The following is a 16,937-nucleotide window of genomic DNA, read 5'->3' on the forward strand; positions in this document are numbered from 1 at the left end:
ATCAAATCCCTTCGGCGGCGACACAATGCGCTGGTCCGGTGTCGCCGTGTTGGCGACGCCGCAATCGGGAGACGATGATGAAAGCTTTGACCTTGGCGCTGGGCTTCGGCCTGGCCTTGACCGCGGCCTTCGCCGGCGCGGCGGAAAACCTGCCGCAACCGGCGCGGGTGTGGGCGGACCGTCCGGCCGGCAGCACGGCGGCGGTGAAGCTGGCCGCGCTGCGCTACGCGGCGTTCTGGAACAGCGGCGATCCGCGCTACGCCGAACTGGCCTTGGACCCCGACTTCATCGACCGCACCCTGCCCGCCGGCCGCCAGCAGGGCGTGGCCGGGCCCTTGCAGGCCTCGCGCCAGTTCCGCGCCGCGGTGCCGGATTTGAAGGTGGACGTCACCGACATGGTGCTGGCCGGCGACCGCGTCGCGCTGCGCCTGCATTTCCAGGGCCATTTCAGCGGCCGCTTCGGCGACGTGCAAGGCCAGGGCCAGCCGGTGGAGTTCCAGGCCTTCGACCTGTACCGCGTCAAGAACGGCCGCATCGCCGAGAACTGGCATCTGGAAGACAATCTGACCCTGATGCAGCAACTGGGCGTGGTGAAGCCATGAGCGCGGGGGATTTTTCTTTCCACGGCCAGACCGTGGCGGTGCTGGGCGGCGGCTCCGGCATCGGCCGGGCGGTGGCGGACGCGGCCGCGGCGGCCGGCGCGCGGGTCTATGTGCTGGGACGCAGCGCCCAATCCGAGGCGGATCGCGAAGGCATCCAGACGGACATGACGGACAGCCGGGCATTGGCCCGGGCCTTCGCCGACATCGGCCGCATCGATCATCTGGTGCTGACCGCCGGCGCCCGGGTCGGCGCGCCGGCCTTGGCCGAGTTGAGCGAGGAGGCCTTGCGGCAGACTTTCGACGTCAAGCTGTTCGGCAGCCTGCTGGCGGTGCGCGAGGCCTTGCCCTATCTGACGGAGCGGGCGTCGGTGACCTTCACCTCCGGCCTGCTGGCGCGCAAGTACTCCAGCGGCGGCCTGCTGAAAAGCACGGTCAACGCCGCGCTGGAGGCGGCGGCCAAGAATCTGGCCAAGGAACTGGCGCCGCGCCGCGTCAACGTGGTCAGCCCCGGCGTGGTGGACACCGAGCTATGGGGCGAGGCCGGCTCGGCCGCGCGCCAGGCGACGCTGGCGCGCATCGGCCAGGGCCTGCCCGTCGGCCGCGTCGGCCAGCCGCGGGAATTGGCGCAAGCCTATCTGCTGGCGATGGCCAACGGCTTCATCAGCGGCGCGGTGCTGGATGTGGAGGGCGGGGCCTTGTTGTAGGCCGCGCCGAAGCGAACAAGAGGACTCGAGATGTCCGATACCCTACCCATTAATCGTCGCCAGTTCCTGGCCGGCGCGGCCGCGGGCGGCACCGCGCTGATGCTGGCGCACGGCGCGGCGCTGGCGGCGACAGGAGCAAGCAAAATGACGGCAATTTCAACAAGCGGCGGCGCCTTCTGGCCGAACGGCGCCCGCCTGGCGATTTCGATTTCCATGCAGTTCGAGGCCGGCGCGCAGCCGGAGCGCGGCGCCAGCGGGCCGTTTCCGCCACTGGACCCCAAGTACGCGGATCTGCCGATGCAAAGCTGGTACGACTACGGCGTGAAGGAGGGCATTCCGCGGCTGCTGGACTTGTGGGACCGCACCGGGGTCAAGGTGACTTCGCACATGGTGGGGCAGGCGGTGGACCGCAGCCCGCGGCTGGCGCGCGAGATCGTGGCGCGCGGCCACGAGGCGGCGGCGCACGGCCAAACCTGGGAGCCGCAATACCCGATGACGCCGGAGCAGGAACTGGCGGCCTACAGCGCCAATATCGCCAGCATCGAGCGCGCCACCGGCACGCGGCCGGTGGGCTTCAACGCCTTCTGGCTGCGCGGCACGCCCAATACCCTGAGCATTCTGCAGCAACTGGGCTTTCTCTATCACATCGACAACGTCAGCCGCGACGAGCCGTTCACGGTGGCGGTCAAGGGCAAGCCGTTCGTGGTGGTGCCTTATACCTTGCGCAACAACGACATCGTGCGTTTCGATTCGCCGGCGCTGAGCAATGAGGCTTATCTGTCGGATCTGAAGGCTGAATTCGACGTGCTCTACGCCGAGGCGGGTTCGCGGCGGCGGATGATGTCGATCAGCACCCACGACCGCATTTCCGGCTCGCCGGCGCGGGTCAAGGCGCTGGAGCAGTTCATCCGCTATGCGCAAAGCCATGCCGGCGTCGCCTTCATGCGCAAGGACGAGATCGCGCGCTACGCCTTGCAGGCGGACAAGGTGCCGGCGGACTGAGAGCCTTGGGTCTTGAGTCGCGTTCCACAACCGCGGGACGGCCATTGGCCGCGCCGCGGTTTTCTTAGAGCCTGTTTACGATCTCGCGAGCTAAGGCGAGACAAGGCGAAAACGGCTGAAGAAGCGGAATGTACATGTTGTACATGAGCATTCTGAAACCGTTTTCAACGCCGTATCGCCGACGCGCAGCAGATCGTAAACAGGTTCTTACAATTGGGCGCCGGCCTCCGGCAGCAGGGCGGTGGCCGGCAGCGTCGACAACCGCTCGCGCAGGAAATCGATCAGCCGACGAATGCGCAGCGGCTGGCCGCGCTGGCCGGGGTAGAGCAGGTGCAGCGGCGCGCTGTCGGTGAAGTATTCGTCCAGCACCGTGAGCAGGCGGCCCTGGCGCAGATCGTCGGCGATGTCCAGCAGCGATTTGTAGGCGAAGCCCTGGCCTTGCAGCGCCCAGCGGCGGATCACCTCGCCGTCGTTGCTCTGCTGCGCGCGCTCCAGCCGCAGCGCGCGGCGCTGGCCGTGCTCGCGGTAAGGCCATTCGTGCATCGGGCCGTCGCCGGTGACCAGGGTCAGCGTCGGCAGCTCGGCCAGCTGCCGCGGATGGCTGGGCATGCCGGTGCGCGCCAGCAGCGCCGGCGCGGCGCAAACCACGCGGCGGCTGGCGGCCAGTTCGCGCGCGATCAGGCCGCTGTCCGCCGGCTGGCCGTAGCGGATGGCGATGTCGATGTCCTCGCCGATCAAATCGGCCGGGGTGTCGTCCAGCTGCAAGGCGAAATGCACTGCAGGGTGCAGGCGACGGAATTCATCCAGGCAGTCCAGTAAGGCGTGGCGGCCCAGATCCGACGGCGCCGACAGCCGGATCAGGCCGCTGAGTTCGCGCTGCTCGCGCTGCAGCCGGTCCTGGCCTTGCTGCAGGGTGTCCAGCGCGCGCTGGCAGTGGTCGCGGAACACTTCGCCGGCCTCGGTCAGCCGCAGCTGGCGGGTGGTGCGCTGGAACAGCCTGCTGTCCAGCGCCGCTTCCAGCCGCTGGATGCAGGCGCTGGCGGCGGCGGGGGACAGGCCTTGCTTGCGGCCGGCGGCGGAGAAGCTGCCCAGTTGGGCGGCGTCGAGGAAGAGGCGTAGGTCGTTGAGTCGATCGAGCATGAGCGTGGCCCGGGCACGGCAGCGCCCGGGCGGGGAGGGGTTTAAATGGTTTCGGTATTGGCCAGCAGCCATTCGCGCGCCGCGCCGTCCACCAGCGGCAGCAAGCGCGCGCGCACTTCCTCGTGGTACTGGTTCAGCCAGTCCACCTCGGCGCGGGACAACAGGTTGAAGTCCAGGCAGCGGGTGTCGATGGGGCACAGGGTCAGGGTTTCGAAGCGCAGGAAGTCGCCGAATTCGTTCTGCGACGAGGCCACGTTCAGCACCAGGTTCTCGATGCGCACGCCCCAGCGGCCCGGGCGGTAGACGCCGGGCTCGATCGAGGTGACCATGCCTTCCTGCATCGCCATATTGGCGTCCGGCACCGCGCGGGAAATGCTTTGCGGGCCTTCGTGCACATTGAGGAAATAGCCGACGCCGTGGCCGGTGCCGTGGCCGAAGTCGATGTCCTGCTGCCACAGCGGCGCGCGCGCCAGCGCGTCCAGCATCGGCGACAGGGTGCCGCGCGGGAAATGGGCCATGGACAGGCCGATGGTGCCTTTCAGCACCAGGGTGAAGTCGCGTTTCTGCTCGGCGGACGGCGCGCCGACCGCCACCACGCGGGTGATGTCGGTGGTGCCGCCCAGGTATTGGCCGCCGGAGTCTATCAGCAGCAGGCCGTCGCCCTTGATCTCGCTGTGGGCGGCGGCGGTGGCATGGTAGTGCGGCAGCGCGCCGTTGGCGTTGAAGCCGGCGATGGTGCCGAAGCTGGGCGACACGAAGCCGGGCCGGCGCGCGCGCGCGGCGGTGATTTCCTCGTCTATGGTCAGCTCGGTGACGCGGCTGCGGTTGACCTCGCCTTCGAACCAGGCGAAGAACTCGCACAGCGCCGCGCCGTCCTGTTCCATCGCGCGGCGGATGTGGGCGGCTTCCTCCTCCGTCTTGCAGGACTTGAACAGGGTGCTGGGATTGATCGCCTCGATCACGCGGGCGGCCGGATTGACCGCCTGGCGCAGGCCCAGGGTCACGCGGCGCGGGTCCAGCAGCAGGCTGGCGCCGGCCGGCAAGGCGGCGAGCGCCGGCTTGGCCTGGGCGTAAGGCCGCACTTCGACGCCGTCGGCCGCCAGTTGGGCGCGCAGCTCGGCGGAAACCTTGCCTTCACCGACGAAGAGGGTGGCCTGCTGACGGCTCAGCAGCGCGTGGCTGATGAAGACCGGATTGTAGTTGACGTCGCTGCCGCGCAGATTGAAGCTCCAGGCGATGTCGTCCAGCGTGGACAGGAAGTGCCAGTCGGCGCCGGCCTCGTCCATGGCGGCGCGCAAGCGCGCCAGCTTGCCGGCGCGGCTTTGCGGCGCGAAGGCCGATTCATGTTGATAGACCGGCGCGTCCGGCAGCGGCGGGCGCTGCGGGTCGATGGCGTCTATCAGGTCCAGATCGGTGCGCAGCCGGGCGCCGGCCTGCTCCAGCGCGGCCTGCAGCGCCTTGGCCGCGGCCAGGCCCAGCGAGTCGCCGTCCACCGCCAGGGTCTGGCCGGCGCTCAGGGTCTTGGCGATCCAGCCGAGGTGGTCGGCGCTGGCGGCGCTGACGATCTTGACCAGCTGGATGCCGCTGCCGGCCAATTCGGCTTCCGCTTGCACCCAGTAACGGCTGTCGGCCCAGACGCCGGCGAAGTCGCGGGTGACGATCAGCGTGCCCATGGAACCGGTGAAGCCGGACAGCCATTGGCGGGCCTGCCAGCGCGCCGGCAGGTATTCCGACAGATGCGGGTCCGAGGAGGGCACCAGACAGGCGTCGACGCCGGCGTTCTTCATGGCGGCGCGCAAGGAGGCGATGCGTTGCGGAATGGTGTCCAATTGCGGGGTTGCGAGGGTGTTCATGCCGGCTCCGGGGGATGTATGCCATGCATTCTGTGGCTAATGAAACCGGGGCGCAAGAGTATGAGCATAGCTGATGATTGCCATGTCATTTTGGGTGGAGGCGCGGGCGCGGGACGCCCGCCCCCGTTCAAGACCCGCTGTCGTCGAATTGAACCGTGGGCACGGCTTTGCGCAGGCCGCGCGTCAGGCACAGCAAATACGCGATGCCCGCGGCGAGCCAGGCCAGGCCGATTTGCAGGGTGAGCGCCGATAGGCTGGTCCATAGCCATAGCGTCAGGGCAAATCCAATCGCCGCCGGCAAGCCATAACGCAGCCAGGCGCTGAACGGATGCGGCTTGCCGTCCAGCAGATAGGTTTTGATCACCGCCAGATTCACCACCGAGAACGCCACCAGCGCGCCGAAACTGATCAGGGAGGCCAGGGTGGCCAAATCCATCACCAGCGCCAGCAGGGAACAAAGGGATACCACCAGTATCGACCAGATCGGGGTGTTGAAGCGTTGCGACAGACTGGCGAAGACCCGGTGCGGCAAGACACGATCCCTGCCCATGCTGTACAGAATGCGCGAGACCGAGGCTTGGGAGGCCAGCGCCGATCCAAAAGCCCCGGCCACATAGCTGGCGGTGAAAAAACTGACGAAATAGGGGCCGGCGATGCGCTGCATCACCTCATTGGCGGCGGAGTCCGCATGCTGGAACCGGCTGCCGGGGAAAGCCAGCTGGCTGATGGCCGCCAGCAGGATGAACAGCAGTCCCGCTGCTATCGTCGTGATGATGATGGCCCGCGGGATGTCGCGGTGCGGTTCCCGCGCCTCTTCCGCCAAAGTGGACACCGCGTCAAAGCCCAGAAAGGACAAACACAGAATGGCCGCGCCGGCCAGCACCGGAGCCATGCCGATGGCGCTGCCGTCCCCCTGCCACGGGGCCAGCAGATCCACTCTGCTCTGAGTCATGATCTGCCGGGCGGCCAGCGCGACAAACACCAGAACAAAGACGAGCTGCGCGGCCACCAGCACATTGCCGAAACGCGACACCGATTGAATACCCAGCACATTAAACACCGTGACCAGCGCGATCATGGTCACGATAAAGCCCCAGGCCGGCACTTGAGGAAAGCTTTGATGCAGGTAGATGCCGATCACCAGATAATTGATCATCGGTAAAAACAGGTAATCGAGCAATAAAGACCAGCCGGCCAGAAAGCCCGCCATCGGACCAAAGCTTTTACGGGCGTAAGAATAGGCCGAGCCTGCAACCGGGTAACGGCCGACCATGCGGCTGTAAGACAGCGCGGTGAAAAAAATGGACAGCAAGGTGAGCAGATAAGCCAAAGCGGTGCGGCCGCCGGTGACTTGAGTGACCACGCCATAGGTGGTGAATACGGTCAAGGGCACCATATAGACCAGGCCAAACAAGGTCAGCGCCGGCAGCGATAAGACTCGGCGCAGCGATCCGGCGTAGGGCAGGGGCTGCGCGGGCGCCGTCATGGGGAAAGGGGGGGATCCTGGCATCATGATGCTCCTCTATTGTCGGCCAGCGCTTTGGCGCCTGTCCAAAGTCCGCTGCGCGTCGTTAACCGTCTCTTGGGACCGGCTATTGTCGTCGATTCAAGCCGCTTGCTATTCATGGCGCTTACCGTAGCAAGGCTTTCTCCGCGGCCTCGATGGCTTGCTCGAAAGTGTCCGCGATGAGATCGGCCTGCTCCAGGCTCAGCGTCAACGGCGGCGAAATGATGAAGGTGTCCGCCAGATTGCGTATCAACACCCCGTGTTGACGGCAGTAGTCGGAGATATAGGCGCCGAAGCCCAGATCCAGATCAAAAGGCTGTTTGCCGGCGGGGTCGGCCACCAGCTCCACGCCTATCATCAGGCCCAGGCCGCGGACATCGCCCATATGGGGATGCGTGCTCTTTATCCTTGTCAGGCGCTGCAATAAATGACCGCCCACCTTGGCCGCGTTTGCCGTCAGCTTGTCCCTTTCGATGATTTCCAGATTGGCCAGCGCCGCCGCGCAGGCCTGCGGATGGCCGGCATAGGTGTTGCCGTGATAGAAGGCGGTTGGGCTGAATTGGCGGGCGTCGCTGGAGTGAAACGCCGACTCCACCCGCTGGTTGATCAAAGTCGCGCCCAGCGGGATGTAGCCGCTGTTAATCCCTTTGGCGAATACCATGATGTCCGGTTTCACTCCCCAATGCCGGCTGCCGAACAGCTTGCCAATGCGGCCGAAACCGGTGACCACTTCGTCCGCGATCAGGAGCACGCGATGGCGGTCGCACACCTCGCGCACCAAGGGCCAGTAATTGGCGGGCGGGACGATGACGCCGCCGGCGCCTTGCACCGGTTCGGCAATGAAGGCCGCCACGCTGCCGGGGCCCTGATGCAGGATTTCCCGCTCCAGCAATTGCGCGCATAAGCGGCCTAGGGTGTCTGAATCGTCGGTGTAGGGGTTGCGGTATAGATGGGGGGTGTCCACTTGGCTGAAGCCCGCCAGCAAGGGCTCGTAAGCCTGGCGATAAGCGGTGCTGCCGTTCGCCGACAAGGCTCCCAGGGTGACGCCGTGGTAAGCCTGCTTCAGCGAGATGATTTTATGGCGCTCCGGCTCGCCGCTTTGCCGCCAGTACTGGCGGGCGAGTTTAAACGCCGCCTCATTGGCTTCCGAGCCGCCGGAGGAGAAAAAGGCGGCGCTCATGCCTTCCGGCTCCGTCATCCGGCATAAGCGTTCGGCCAGCGCCTGGGCCGGCTGCGTGGTGGTGCCGCCAAAAATCGAATAAAAACCCAGCTGGTTCAATTGTTGGGTGATCGCCTCCTTGATTTCCGGATGGTCGTGCCCGACGTTCACATTCCACAAGCCGCCTTGCCCGTCAAGATAGCGTTTCCCGGTTTGATCGAAGACATGGCAACCCGAAGCGCGATCGATCCGCAGCGGCGGATGCGCGGCAATATGGCTGGCATTGGCGAAGGGGTACAAGAGATGGCCGGTGGGATGGCGATTGGCCGTGCTGCTCATGATGTTCTCTCCTCGGTTTTACGATGCGGCGCCGGTTGGTTTCGATGGCCGGCGTTCTGCTGTTCTACCGCTCCTGGTTCAGCGTCATCCACACCCCCTTGGTCTGGGTGTAGGCCAGCAACGCGTCAAAGCATTTGTCGCGGCCATTGCCGGACTCTTTCCAGCCGCCGAACGGCAGCTGCATATCGCCGTCCATATAGCTGTTGACGTAGACCATGCCGGCTTCGACCTCGCGCGCGAAGCGATGCGCGTGGTTGAGGTTTTGGGTCCAGATGCCCGCCGCCAGGCCAAAGCGGCTGTCATTGGCGATGGCCTGGTCCAAGCCGGATACCGGCAGCACGCAGGCCACCGGGCCAAAGATCTCTTCCCGCGCGATGCGCATGCCGTTGTCCACGCCGGCGAACACCGTGGGGTTGACGTAGGCGCCGTGTTCCAGGTGGCGCGGGGCGTCGCCGCCCAACAGGCATTGCGCGCCGGCTTGCCGGCCCAGCGCGATGTAATCCAGCACGCGCCGCTGCTGGCCGCGGCTCACCAGCGGGCCCATGCTGGTGGCCGGGTCCAGCGGGTCTCCCGGGAGGTGATGGCTGCGCGCGGCGCTTAGGAAGGCGTCGAGGAAATCGGGAAGAATGCTTTGCTCCACCAACAGGCGGGAGCCGGCGCAGCATACCTGGCCTTGATTGCCGAATACGCCCATGGCGGCCCAGCGCGCGGCGGCTTCCAGGTCCTGGACATCGGCCAGAATCACATGGGGGGACTTGCCGCCGCACTCCAAGGACAGTTGCTTCATATTGGACTGGCCCGCGTAGCCCAGCATCAGCTTGCCCACTTCCACCGAACCGGTGAAGGCGATCTTGTCGACATCCCGATGCAAGGCCAGCGGCCGGCCGCAGCCAGGCCCATCGCCGGTCAGCACATTGAATACCCCGGGCGGGCCGCCGGCCTCGACGAAGAGCTTGGCCAGCCATAAAGCGCTGAGCGGAGATTCCTCCGCCGGCTTGAGCACCACCGAGTTGCCGGCCGCCAGCGCGGGCGCGATCTTCCAGCAACTCATCAGCAGGGGGTAATTCCAGGGCACCACGCAGGCCACCACGCCCAAGGGCTGACGCAGCACAAAGCTATGGATGTGGTGGGCGGTTGCGCCCACCGTGCCCTGCACCTTGTCGATGGATTCCGCGGTAAAGCGCAGGCATTGCACGCTCAGGGGCAGGTCCACCGTCAGCATCTCGCTGATCGGCTTGCCCATGTCCAGGCAGTCCAGCAAGGCGAAGGTGCGCTGATGTTGTTCGATCAAATCGGCGAGTCGATTGAGCACGGCCATACGCTCCCGCGGTGGCCGTCTGGACCAGGCGCCGGATTGAAACGCGCGCCGCGCGGAATTGACGGCGAGATCCACATCCTGGCCATCGGCGCTGGGCAGCTCGGCCAGGATTTGGTCATTGCTGGGATTGACGCTGGCGAAGCGCCGGCCGGAACGGGCCTGGCGAAAGTCCCCGTCAATGAACAGTCCCAGTTCCAAGGGCGGCTCCTTGGCCAGGGCGCGCCAGTCGGCGGCGGATAGGGGTTCAGCGCTCATCGTCGGCTCCTGAGTCTAATAGATGGGGAAAGGCGCCCAGCGCTTCAAACTGGCCGGCCAGCGACAGCAATTGCCGGTCCGCCCCGCGCGCGCCGATGAATTGCAGCCCAAGCGGTCTGCCGTCCGGAGTCAGGCCGCAGGGGACGACGCAGGCGGGATGCTGGCTCAGATTGAGCGGGAAGCTGAAGCCCGCCCATTCCGTCCAGGCCGCGCCATCGCCGGCCGGCTGTCGCGAGTCGATGGGGAAGGCCGCCAAGGGAGTGGCCGGCGCCAGCAGCAGATCGAACCGGTTCATCGTCTGGTCCATGAAGGCGCCAAACTCGGCGCGCCGGGTCTGAGCCGCGACCAAGTCCGCCGCGCTCAGGGCCAGGCCGCGTTCGGCTATCTCGACAAAGCCCGGGTCCAGTTGTCCGCGCAGGGCCGGCGCCACCCTGGACAGCCGGTTGGCCGCGCCGCTGAACCAGTGCTTTTGGAAAACATCGAGCAGATCGATATCGGGGAGCTCGAATGGCTGGATCTCCACCCCCAAGGAGCGCAGCAGACTCAAGGCCCGTTCCATGACCGCGGCCACTTCCGGCCGCAGCTGGCCGCAGGCCGGGGTGGACCAGTACGCCACCCTGGCCCGGCTGAGCGCCAAGGGCGGGAAGGCGGGCGGGTTGCCGATGGGCTGATGCCAGTCGCGCAGGTCGCGGCCGCTCATCGCGTCCAGCATGGCGCTGACGTCGCCGACGCAGCGCGCGATCGGACCAAGATGCGCCAGGGTGCCGAAGGCGCTGCCGGGATAGGCGGGCACCCGGCCAAAGCTCGGCTTGTGTCCGACCAGGCCGCAGAAGGCCGCCGGGATGCGAATGGAGCCGCCGCCGTCCGTTCCCAGGTGCAATACGCCCGCGCCGGCGGCGGCCGCCACGGCCGCGCCGCCGGAAGAGCCGCCCGGCGTCAGCTCAGGCCGCCAAGGATTGCGCGTAATCCCATGCAGCGGATTATCGGTGACGGCTTTCCAGCCGAATTCCGGCGTTGTCGTCATGCCTAGCAAGACGGCGCCGGCGGCGCGCAAGCGAGCCACCGACGGCGCGTCGCTGTCGCAAACCGCCGCGCTGCTGCTGTGGCTGCCATAGCGCACGCTCCAGCCTTGCACCTGGACGATGTCCTTGATCGTGACCGGCACGCCATCGATGGGCGACAAGGGACGGCCCCGCCGCCAACGCTCATCGGCCGCGGCGGCGGCGGCGAGCGCGCCGGCGCGGTCGATGGAAGCGAAGGCGTTGTATCGGTCTTGGACCGCCGAGGCCCTGGCCAGCGCCGCGTCCGCGACTTCAAGCGGAGAAAGGCTTGCCGCGGCGTAGCGGGCGGTCATGGTTTGCACGTTCAGCCGGCAGAGCGGGGACGCGTCCGCCAGCGGATTTGTAGAAATAGATGACATACTCAGCTCCAAGGTAAGGAGCGGCGTGGCCGCAATGGCATGACTGGGCGGTGGTGTTGCCTGGCGATGATGGTAAGCAAACGGGGCGGCGCGGAAAAACGCATTTTTCGCGGCAAGTTGCGCTGTTTTTATGTGTAAGAGCCTGTTCAAAGTCTTGCGAGCGAGAGCGAGACAAAGCGTTGCGGCTGAAGAAGCGGAATGGTCATACGGTGCATGAGCATTCTGAAGCTGTTTTCAAGGCCGTATCGCTGAAGCGCGGCGGACTTTTAACAAGCTGCTCAATGCCGGCGAGGGGGCGGGGCCATGAATATTTCGATTAGACAAATCCGTTATGTCTATGAGGTGGCGTTGACGGGCAGCATCGCGGCGGCGGCGGAGTCGATACCGATTTCCAAATCCGCCTTGTTGAGCGCCATCATTCATGTGGAACACCAAATCGGATTTCGGATTTTTGAACGCCGCCCGGCGCGAGGCGTAAAAATCACCCCGGCGGGCAAGCAATTCATGCTGGCGGCGCAGGATATGTTGGAGGCGAAGTCGACGTTTAATCGCAGCATCGCCAATCTGACGCGGCCGGGCGCCGTGCAATTGCGGATTGGCTGTTTTGAGCCGTTTGGCGCTTTATTCATGCCGGATGTGCTGAAGCGCTATATACAGGGCCAGGGCGAAGTCGACATCCAACTGCGGGAAGGAGATCAGTCGCAATTGCGCGGCTGGCTGGCGGCCGACGAGGTGGATTTGATCGTGACCTACGATATCGGCTTTCACTTGGACGAGGAGGTCAGCCGTATCTGCAAAGTGCCCTGTCATGCCTTGCTGTCGAGACAAGACCCGCTGGCGGAACAAGAGTCGGTTTCCTTGGCTGATTTAGCGCTGCGGCCGCTGGTATTGTTGGATTTGCCGCAGACGGCGGCGTATTTGCTGGCCTTGTTCGCCATATCGCCTTGTCAGCCTCATGTGCGCTTCAGGACGCGCTCTTATGAAACCGTGCGCGCGGCGGTTTCCGCGGGATTCGGCTGTTCCATCCTGAATATGTGCCCGTCCGGCAGCGCCACTCGGGACGGACCGGCGTTGATACGAAGACCGTTCGCCGATTTCAGTCCCGCGCCCACGCTGATCGTGCAGGATAAACATGGTCGGGAAAAACCCGCTTTCATCCAGGATTTTATTAGCGCGACGCAGCAGCATTTTCGCCAACTGGGGCCGGAGGGTTTCGCCGTGGCGATCCCGGCCTTGGCGGCGACTTTGTTTCAGGTGTAAGTATTGATTGAACCATTTAAAAGGCGATTGGAACCGCCGCTCTGGTCTTGACGCCCGGATGGGTATTTTATCGCCATGGCAAGCCCGGATGAGGTCTATACTGGAGCCGGCATTGGCACCGCCGATGCACGCCAAGGAGCTGATCATGAGTAAATCAAGACACAGCAGCAAGGAAGCCAAAAAACAGCCGTTGATGACGCCCAAGGAGAAGCGGGCGGCCAAACATCAGAAGAAGCATGGGCCGGACGGGGCGCCCATCATTGTCCCTCACTAAGGCGAGCGCCGCGGCGATGCGGCTGCCTTGATGTGCTGAGCGCCTCGCTGGTTTTGATCCGTGCGCTGTTTCCCTTCACGGTCCATCCGACCGTCTACGCCGGCCAGCGGGCCGGCCAATCGCCCAAACCTCCTGCCTTTGCGGCCAGGAGGTTTTTGTTTGGCGCGGATTGCTTGCGGATCAAGGGCTGGCGCGCGCCGTCAAAATATGCTTGTTGATTTTTTTCGGCGGAGACGATAGCTTTACCGGCTTTATTCGGGGCCGGCCGCCGCGAACGCGGCGGGGGCGGGGGACAGGCGATGCAAGAGGCCATCGAGGCGACGGGCTATCACGCCCATGTGTATTTCGACGCGGCGCAGCAAGCCGCGGCGCGGCGGCTGCGCGAGGCGGTGGCGCAGCGCTTCGCCGTGGAATTGGGGCGCTGGCGAGAGCAGGCTTACGGGCCGCATCCGGTGGGCGCGTATCAGATCGCCTTCGCGCCGGCCTTGTTCGGCCAGATCGTGCCGTGGCTGATGCTGAACCGGGAAGGGCTGAGCGTGCTGCTGCATCCGCTGACCGGCGACGATGTCGAGGACCACAGCGACTTCGCCATGTGGCTGGGCGCGCCGCTGGAGTTGAACATGGACTTTCTGCGCCAGCACGGCGACAACGGGCGCTCGGGCTAGCCGCGGAGGGCGCGGCCAAAACAAAACCCACCGGCCGGAGCCGGTGGGTTTTGTGATTGACGGGTACCGGTTTTAGCGCCGTTCCACCGCCAGCGCCACGCCCATGCCGCCGCCTATGCACAGCGTGGCCAGGCCCTTCTTGGCGTCGCGGCGCTGCATTTCATGCAGCAGGGTGACCAGCACGCGGCAGCCGGAAGCGCCGATCGGGTGGCCCAGCGCGATGGCGCCGCCGTTGACGTTGACCTTGTCCGGGCCCCAGCCCAGTTCGCGCGCCACGCCCAGCGCCTGGGCGGCGAAGGCTTCGTTGGCTTCCACCAGATCCAGCTCCTCCACGGTCCAGCCGGCCTTGTCCAGCGCCTTGCGGGTGGCGGCCACCGGGCCTATGCCCATGATTTCCGGCGCGCAGCCGGTCAGCGCATAGCCCTTGATCGCGGCCAGCGGCTTCAGGCCCAGCTGGTCCGCCTTCTGGGCCGACATCAGCAGCACCGCGGCGGCGCCGTCATTGATGCCGGAAGCGTTGCCGGCGGTGACGGTGCCTTCCTTCTTGAAGGCGGCGCGCAGCTTGGCCAGGCCTTCGGCGCTGGCGTCGTGCTTGATGAACTCGTCGCTGTCGAAGGCCAGCGGATCGCCCTTGCGCTGCGGCACCAGCACTGGGGTGATTTCGTCCTTGAACTTGCCGGCTTTCTGAGCGGCGGCGGCGCGTTGCTGCGAGGCCAGCGCCAGCGCGTCCTGCTCTTCGCGGCCGATGCCGTACTTTTCCGCCACGTTTTCAGCGGTGATGCCCATGTGGTAGGCGTTGTAGGCGTCGGTCAGGCCGTCGTTGACCATGGTGTCGATCAGCTGGGCGTTGCCCATGCGGAAGCCGTCGCGCGAGCCGGGCAGGATGTGCGGCGACAGGGACATGCTTTCCTGGCCGCCGGCGATGACGATGTCGGCGTCGCCGTTGGCGATGGCCTGGGCGCCCAGGTGCACGGCGCGCAGGCCGGAGCCGCAGACCACGTTGAGGGTGGTGGCCGGGGTGGTGACCGGCAGGCCGGCCTTGATCAGCGCCTGGCGCGCCGGGTTCTGGCCGCTGCCGGCGGTCAGCACCTGGCCGAGAATGACTTCACTGACGTCTTCCGGTTTCAGGCCGGTTTTGGCCAGCAGGGATTTGATGACGGTGGCGCCCAGTTCCGGGGCCGGGATCTTGGCCAGCGCGCCGCCGAAACTGCCGATGGCGGTGCGGGTTGCTGCGACAATCACGACTTCCATGTTTTTCTCCGTCTCTCTCTTCAATGTGACCGCGAAGGTCGGTGTGTCGGCCAGCGCGCCGGCGGCGGGGCGGAGAGGCCGCTAAAGCGTTGCGAAGCGGCTTTCAACGCCCATGTCTATCCATCCCGCCGACGCGCAGCAGATCGTAAACAGGTTCTTATTGCAGGCTGGCCACCACGCTGGGCATGGCCTTGGCCAGCACATAGCTGCCCGGCGCCGCTTGCAGCGGCGGGAAGTCTTTGCTGCCCAGGCTCTTGGGCGCGGCGACTTTCTTGCCGGATTGAGGGGCCAGCCAGGCGTCCCAGTCCTTCCACCAGCTGCCGGGGCGGCTTTCCGCGGTTTCCAGCCAGGCGTCCGCGTGCTGGGGCAGCTTGTCGTTGACCCAGTAGTTGCGCTTGTCCTTGGTCACCGGATTGATCGAACCGGCGATATGGCCGGAGGCGCCCAGCACGAAGCGCCGCGACGGCGCGCCGGTCAGGTAGTGGATGCCGGAGTAGGCGGAGCTCCACAACACGATGTGATCTTCGCGCGCGGCGAAGATGTAGACAGGGATGTCGATCTTGGAAACGTCGATGGGCACGCCGCACAGGGTGATGGAACCCGGCTTGGTCAGCGCGTTGTTCATGTAGAACTGGCGCAGCATGAAGGTGTGCATCGGCAGCGGCAGGTCCACCGCGTCGTTGTTCCAGTAGAGCAGGTCGAACGGCGCCGGCGTCTTGCCCAGCAGGTAGTTGTTGACCACGTAGTTCCATACCAGATCATTGGCGCGCAGGCTGGCGAAGGTGCGGCCTATCTCCTTGCCGCTGATGATGCCGCCGGCGGCGATCTTGGCTTCGCGGCTGGCCACCAGGTTCTCGTCGATGAAGTAGGAGATCTCGCCCGGCTCGGCGTGATCTATCAGCGAGGTCATGAAGGTGGTGGAGTCGAAGTACTTGAGCCCGCGCGCCTGCAGCACGCACTGGGTGGTGGTCAGGATCACGCCGCCGACACAGAAGCCCAGCGCGTTCATGCTGTCCTGCTTGCTGATCTTGCGCACGGTTTCCGCCGCGGCGATCACGCCTTTCTCGATATAGCTTTCCCAGGTGAAGTGCTTCATCTCCGGTTCCGCCGAGCGCCAGCTGATCAGGAATACGCGGTAACCCTGGGCGACGAAGTGACGGACCATGGAGTTGTCCGGCTGCAAGTCCATCAAGTAGTACTTGTTGATGCAGGGCGGCACGATCAGCAGCGGTTTTTCATAGACCTGGCCGGTGGTGGGGGTGTACTGGATCAGTTCGATCAAGTCGTTGCGGAACACCACTTCGCCGGGAGTGACCACGATGTTCTTGCCGATCTCGAACTGGCTCTCGTCCGACATCGAGATATGGCCCTTCTGGAAGTCTTCCAGCATGTTCTTCATGCCGTCGACCAGGCTTTCGCCCTTGGTCTCTATCGCCCGTTTCATCACATCCGGGTTGGTCAGCATGAAGTTGCTGGGGGAGACCGCGTCCAGGTATTGGCGGGTGGCGAAGGCCAGCTTGTCCTTGGCTTCCTCCTCCAGCTGGGCGTTGTCGACCAGCTCGGTCATCCATTTGCTGGTGAGCAGATAGCCTTGCTTGAGGAAGTGGTAGAACGGGTGTTCGTCCCATTCCGGCGAGGCGAAGCGGCGGTCGCCCTTTTTCGCCGAGGCGTCGCCATTGGCGGCGGGCGCCTGGCCCAGGAATTGCGACCACAGATTCATCTGCTGCTGATACAAGCTGCTTTGCCAGGCGAACAGCTGGCCGGCGTTGCTGAGCATGGCGCCCCAGGCATTGGCCAGCGGCAGTTCAGCATTTCCAGGTTGCGGCGGCAGCGGCAGGTTGTTGACGAACTGCTGCATCCATTGTTGGTTGGCCTCGGATAGGCTGGCGAAGAAACTATCCAGCGGGTTTGTACTTTCTTGGGTCAAAGCTGTCTCCTGAAACGTGCCGAAGCGTTATCGAAGCTTTCCTGCATTGGACCGTGTAACAAAATGTGCGGTCGCAAGGTACGCCATGACTGTAACAGGGTTGCATGACATTTTCACCGGGAGGAGGACGATAAGGCGCGTCGAAAGCCGCATCTTGTTGCCGCGGTGCACAATCTGCCTAGCTGTCCTTTTGGCCTGGCATGCCGAGGGGGTGGAATTTATGGGATAATCGCGGAGATTCGATTGGGGTTGAACAGAACG

The 16,937-nt window shown here is 65.1% G+C and carries 14 protein-coding genes; 6 read left to right on the plus strand and 8 right to left on the minus strand.

Features of this window, described 5'->3' with window-relative positions:
- Positions 1–77: 77 nt before the first annotated feature.
- From AB1Z25_RS08510 to AB1Z25_RS08520, 3 genes are read left to right on the plus strand one after another with little or no spacing between them, the layout of a single operon-like run.
- Positions 78–602 (plus strand): ester cyclase, encoded by a 525-nt coding sequence (locus tag AB1Z25_RS08510; protein WP_081544511.1) that lies wholly within the window; start codon positions 78–80, stop codon positions 600–602.
- Positions 599–1,306 carry an SDR family oxidoreductase gene (locus AB1Z25_RS08515; RefSeq protein ID WP_486637022.1) on the plus strand — a complete coding sequence of 236 codons (708 nt, stop codon included), beginning with the start codon at positions 599–601 and terminating at the stop codon, positions 1,304–1,306. The genes AB1Z25_RS08510 and AB1Z25_RS08515 overlap by 4 nt, the downstream gene beginning before the upstream one ends.
- A 30-nt stretch (positions 1,307–1,336) precedes the next feature.
- Entirely contained in the window at positions 1,337–2,308 is a 972-nt protein-coding gene (locus AB1Z25_RS08520) for a polysaccharide deacetylase family protein (RefSeq protein ID WP_253314931.1), read from the plus strand.
- Between the two features lie 207 nt (positions 2,309–2,515).
- On the opposite strand, the gene AB1Z25_RS08525 is transcribed toward AB1Z25_RS08520, so the two are convergent.
- The 6 genes from AB1Z25_RS08525 to AB1Z25_RS08550 all read right to left on the minus strand — a co-directional run bounded on the left by AB1Z25_RS08525 (position 2,516) and on the right by AB1Z25_RS08550 (position 11,299).
- Positions 2,516–3,448, minus strand: a complete 933-nt coding sequence (locus AB1Z25_RS08525; protein WP_233246659.1) for a LysR family transcriptional regulator — start codon at positions 3,446–3,448, stop codon at positions 2,516–2,518.
- Positions 3,449–3,489: 41 nt separating this feature from the next.
- A complete protein-coding gene (locus tag AB1Z25_RS08530) occupies positions 3,490–5,277 on the minus strand; it encodes an aminopeptidase P family protein (protein ID WP_486637344.1) in 1,788 nt (595 codons plus the stop codon).
- Between the two features lie 151 nt (positions 5,278–5,428).
- Positions 5,429–6,811: an APC family permease gene (locus AB1Z25_RS08535; protein ID WP_486637023.1), complete on the minus strand. Its 1,383-nt coding sequence runs from the start codon at positions 6,809–6,811 to the stop codon at positions 5,429–5,431.
- 121 nt (positions 6,812–6,932) lie between these two features.
- Positions 6,933–8,306, minus strand: a complete 1,374-nt coding sequence (locus AB1Z25_RS08540) for an aminotransferase class III-fold pyridoxal phosphate-dependent enzyme (RefSeq protein ID WP_486637024.1) — start codon at positions 8,304–8,306, stop codon at positions 6,933–6,935.
- Positions 8,307–8,370: 64 nt separating this feature from the next.
- Positions 8,371–9,879 carry an aldehyde dehydrogenase gene (locus AB1Z25_RS08545; protein ID WP_486637025.1) on the minus strand — a complete coding sequence of 503 codons (1,509 nt, stop codon included), beginning with the start codon at positions 9,877–9,879 and terminating at the stop codon, positions 8,371–8,373.
- Positions 9,869–11,299, minus strand: coding sequence for an amidase family protein (locus AB1Z25_RS08550; RefSeq protein WP_486637026.1), 1,431 nt, complete (start codon positions 11,297–11,299; stop codon positions 9,869–9,871). Before AB1Z25_RS08550 ends, AB1Z25_RS08545 begins: the two co-directional genes overlap by 11 nt.
- Positions 11,300–11,602: 303 nt before the next feature.
- On the opposite strand from AB1Z25_RS08550, the gene AB1Z25_RS08555 reads away from it, so the two are divergent.
- From AB1Z25_RS08555 to AB1Z25_RS08565, 3 genes are all read left to right on the plus strand, one after another.
- Positions 11,603–12,559 (plus strand): LysR family transcriptional regulator, encoded by a 957-nt coding sequence (locus AB1Z25_RS08555; RefSeq protein ID WP_235088985.1) that lies wholly within the window; start codon positions 11,603–11,605, stop codon positions 12,557–12,559.
- Positions 12,560–12,566: 7 nt separating this feature from the next.
- A complete protein-coding gene (locus AB1Z25_RS08560) occupies positions 12,567–12,833 on the plus strand; it encodes a hypothetical protein (RefSeq protein ID WP_235088982.1) in 267 nt (88 codons plus the stop codon).
- A gap of 299 nt (positions 12,834–13,132) precedes the next feature.
- Positions 13,133–13,498, plus strand: coding sequence for a DOPA 4,5-dioxygenase family protein (locus AB1Z25_RS08565; RefSeq protein ID WP_486637027.1), 366 nt, complete (start codon positions 13,133–13,135; stop codon positions 13,496–13,498).
- A gap of 72 nt (positions 13,499–13,570) precedes the next feature.
- On the opposite strand, the gene AB1Z25_RS08570 is transcribed toward AB1Z25_RS08565, so the two are convergent.
- Positions 13,571–14,749: an acetyl-CoA C-acetyltransferase gene (locus AB1Z25_RS08570; RefSeq protein ID WP_235088980.1), complete on the minus strand. Its 1,179-nt coding sequence runs from the start codon at positions 14,747–14,749 to the stop codon at positions 13,571–13,573.
- A 157-nt stretch (positions 14,750–14,906) separates the two neighbouring features.
- Positions 14,907–16,607, minus strand: coding sequence for a PHA/PHB synthase family protein (locus AB1Z25_RS08575; protein ID WP_486637345.1), 1,701 nt, complete (start codon positions 16,605–16,607; stop codon positions 14,907–14,909).
- Positions 16,608–16,937: the final 330 nt, after the last annotated feature.

The organism is Chromobacterium sp. HL1 (genome assembly GCF_057418835.1).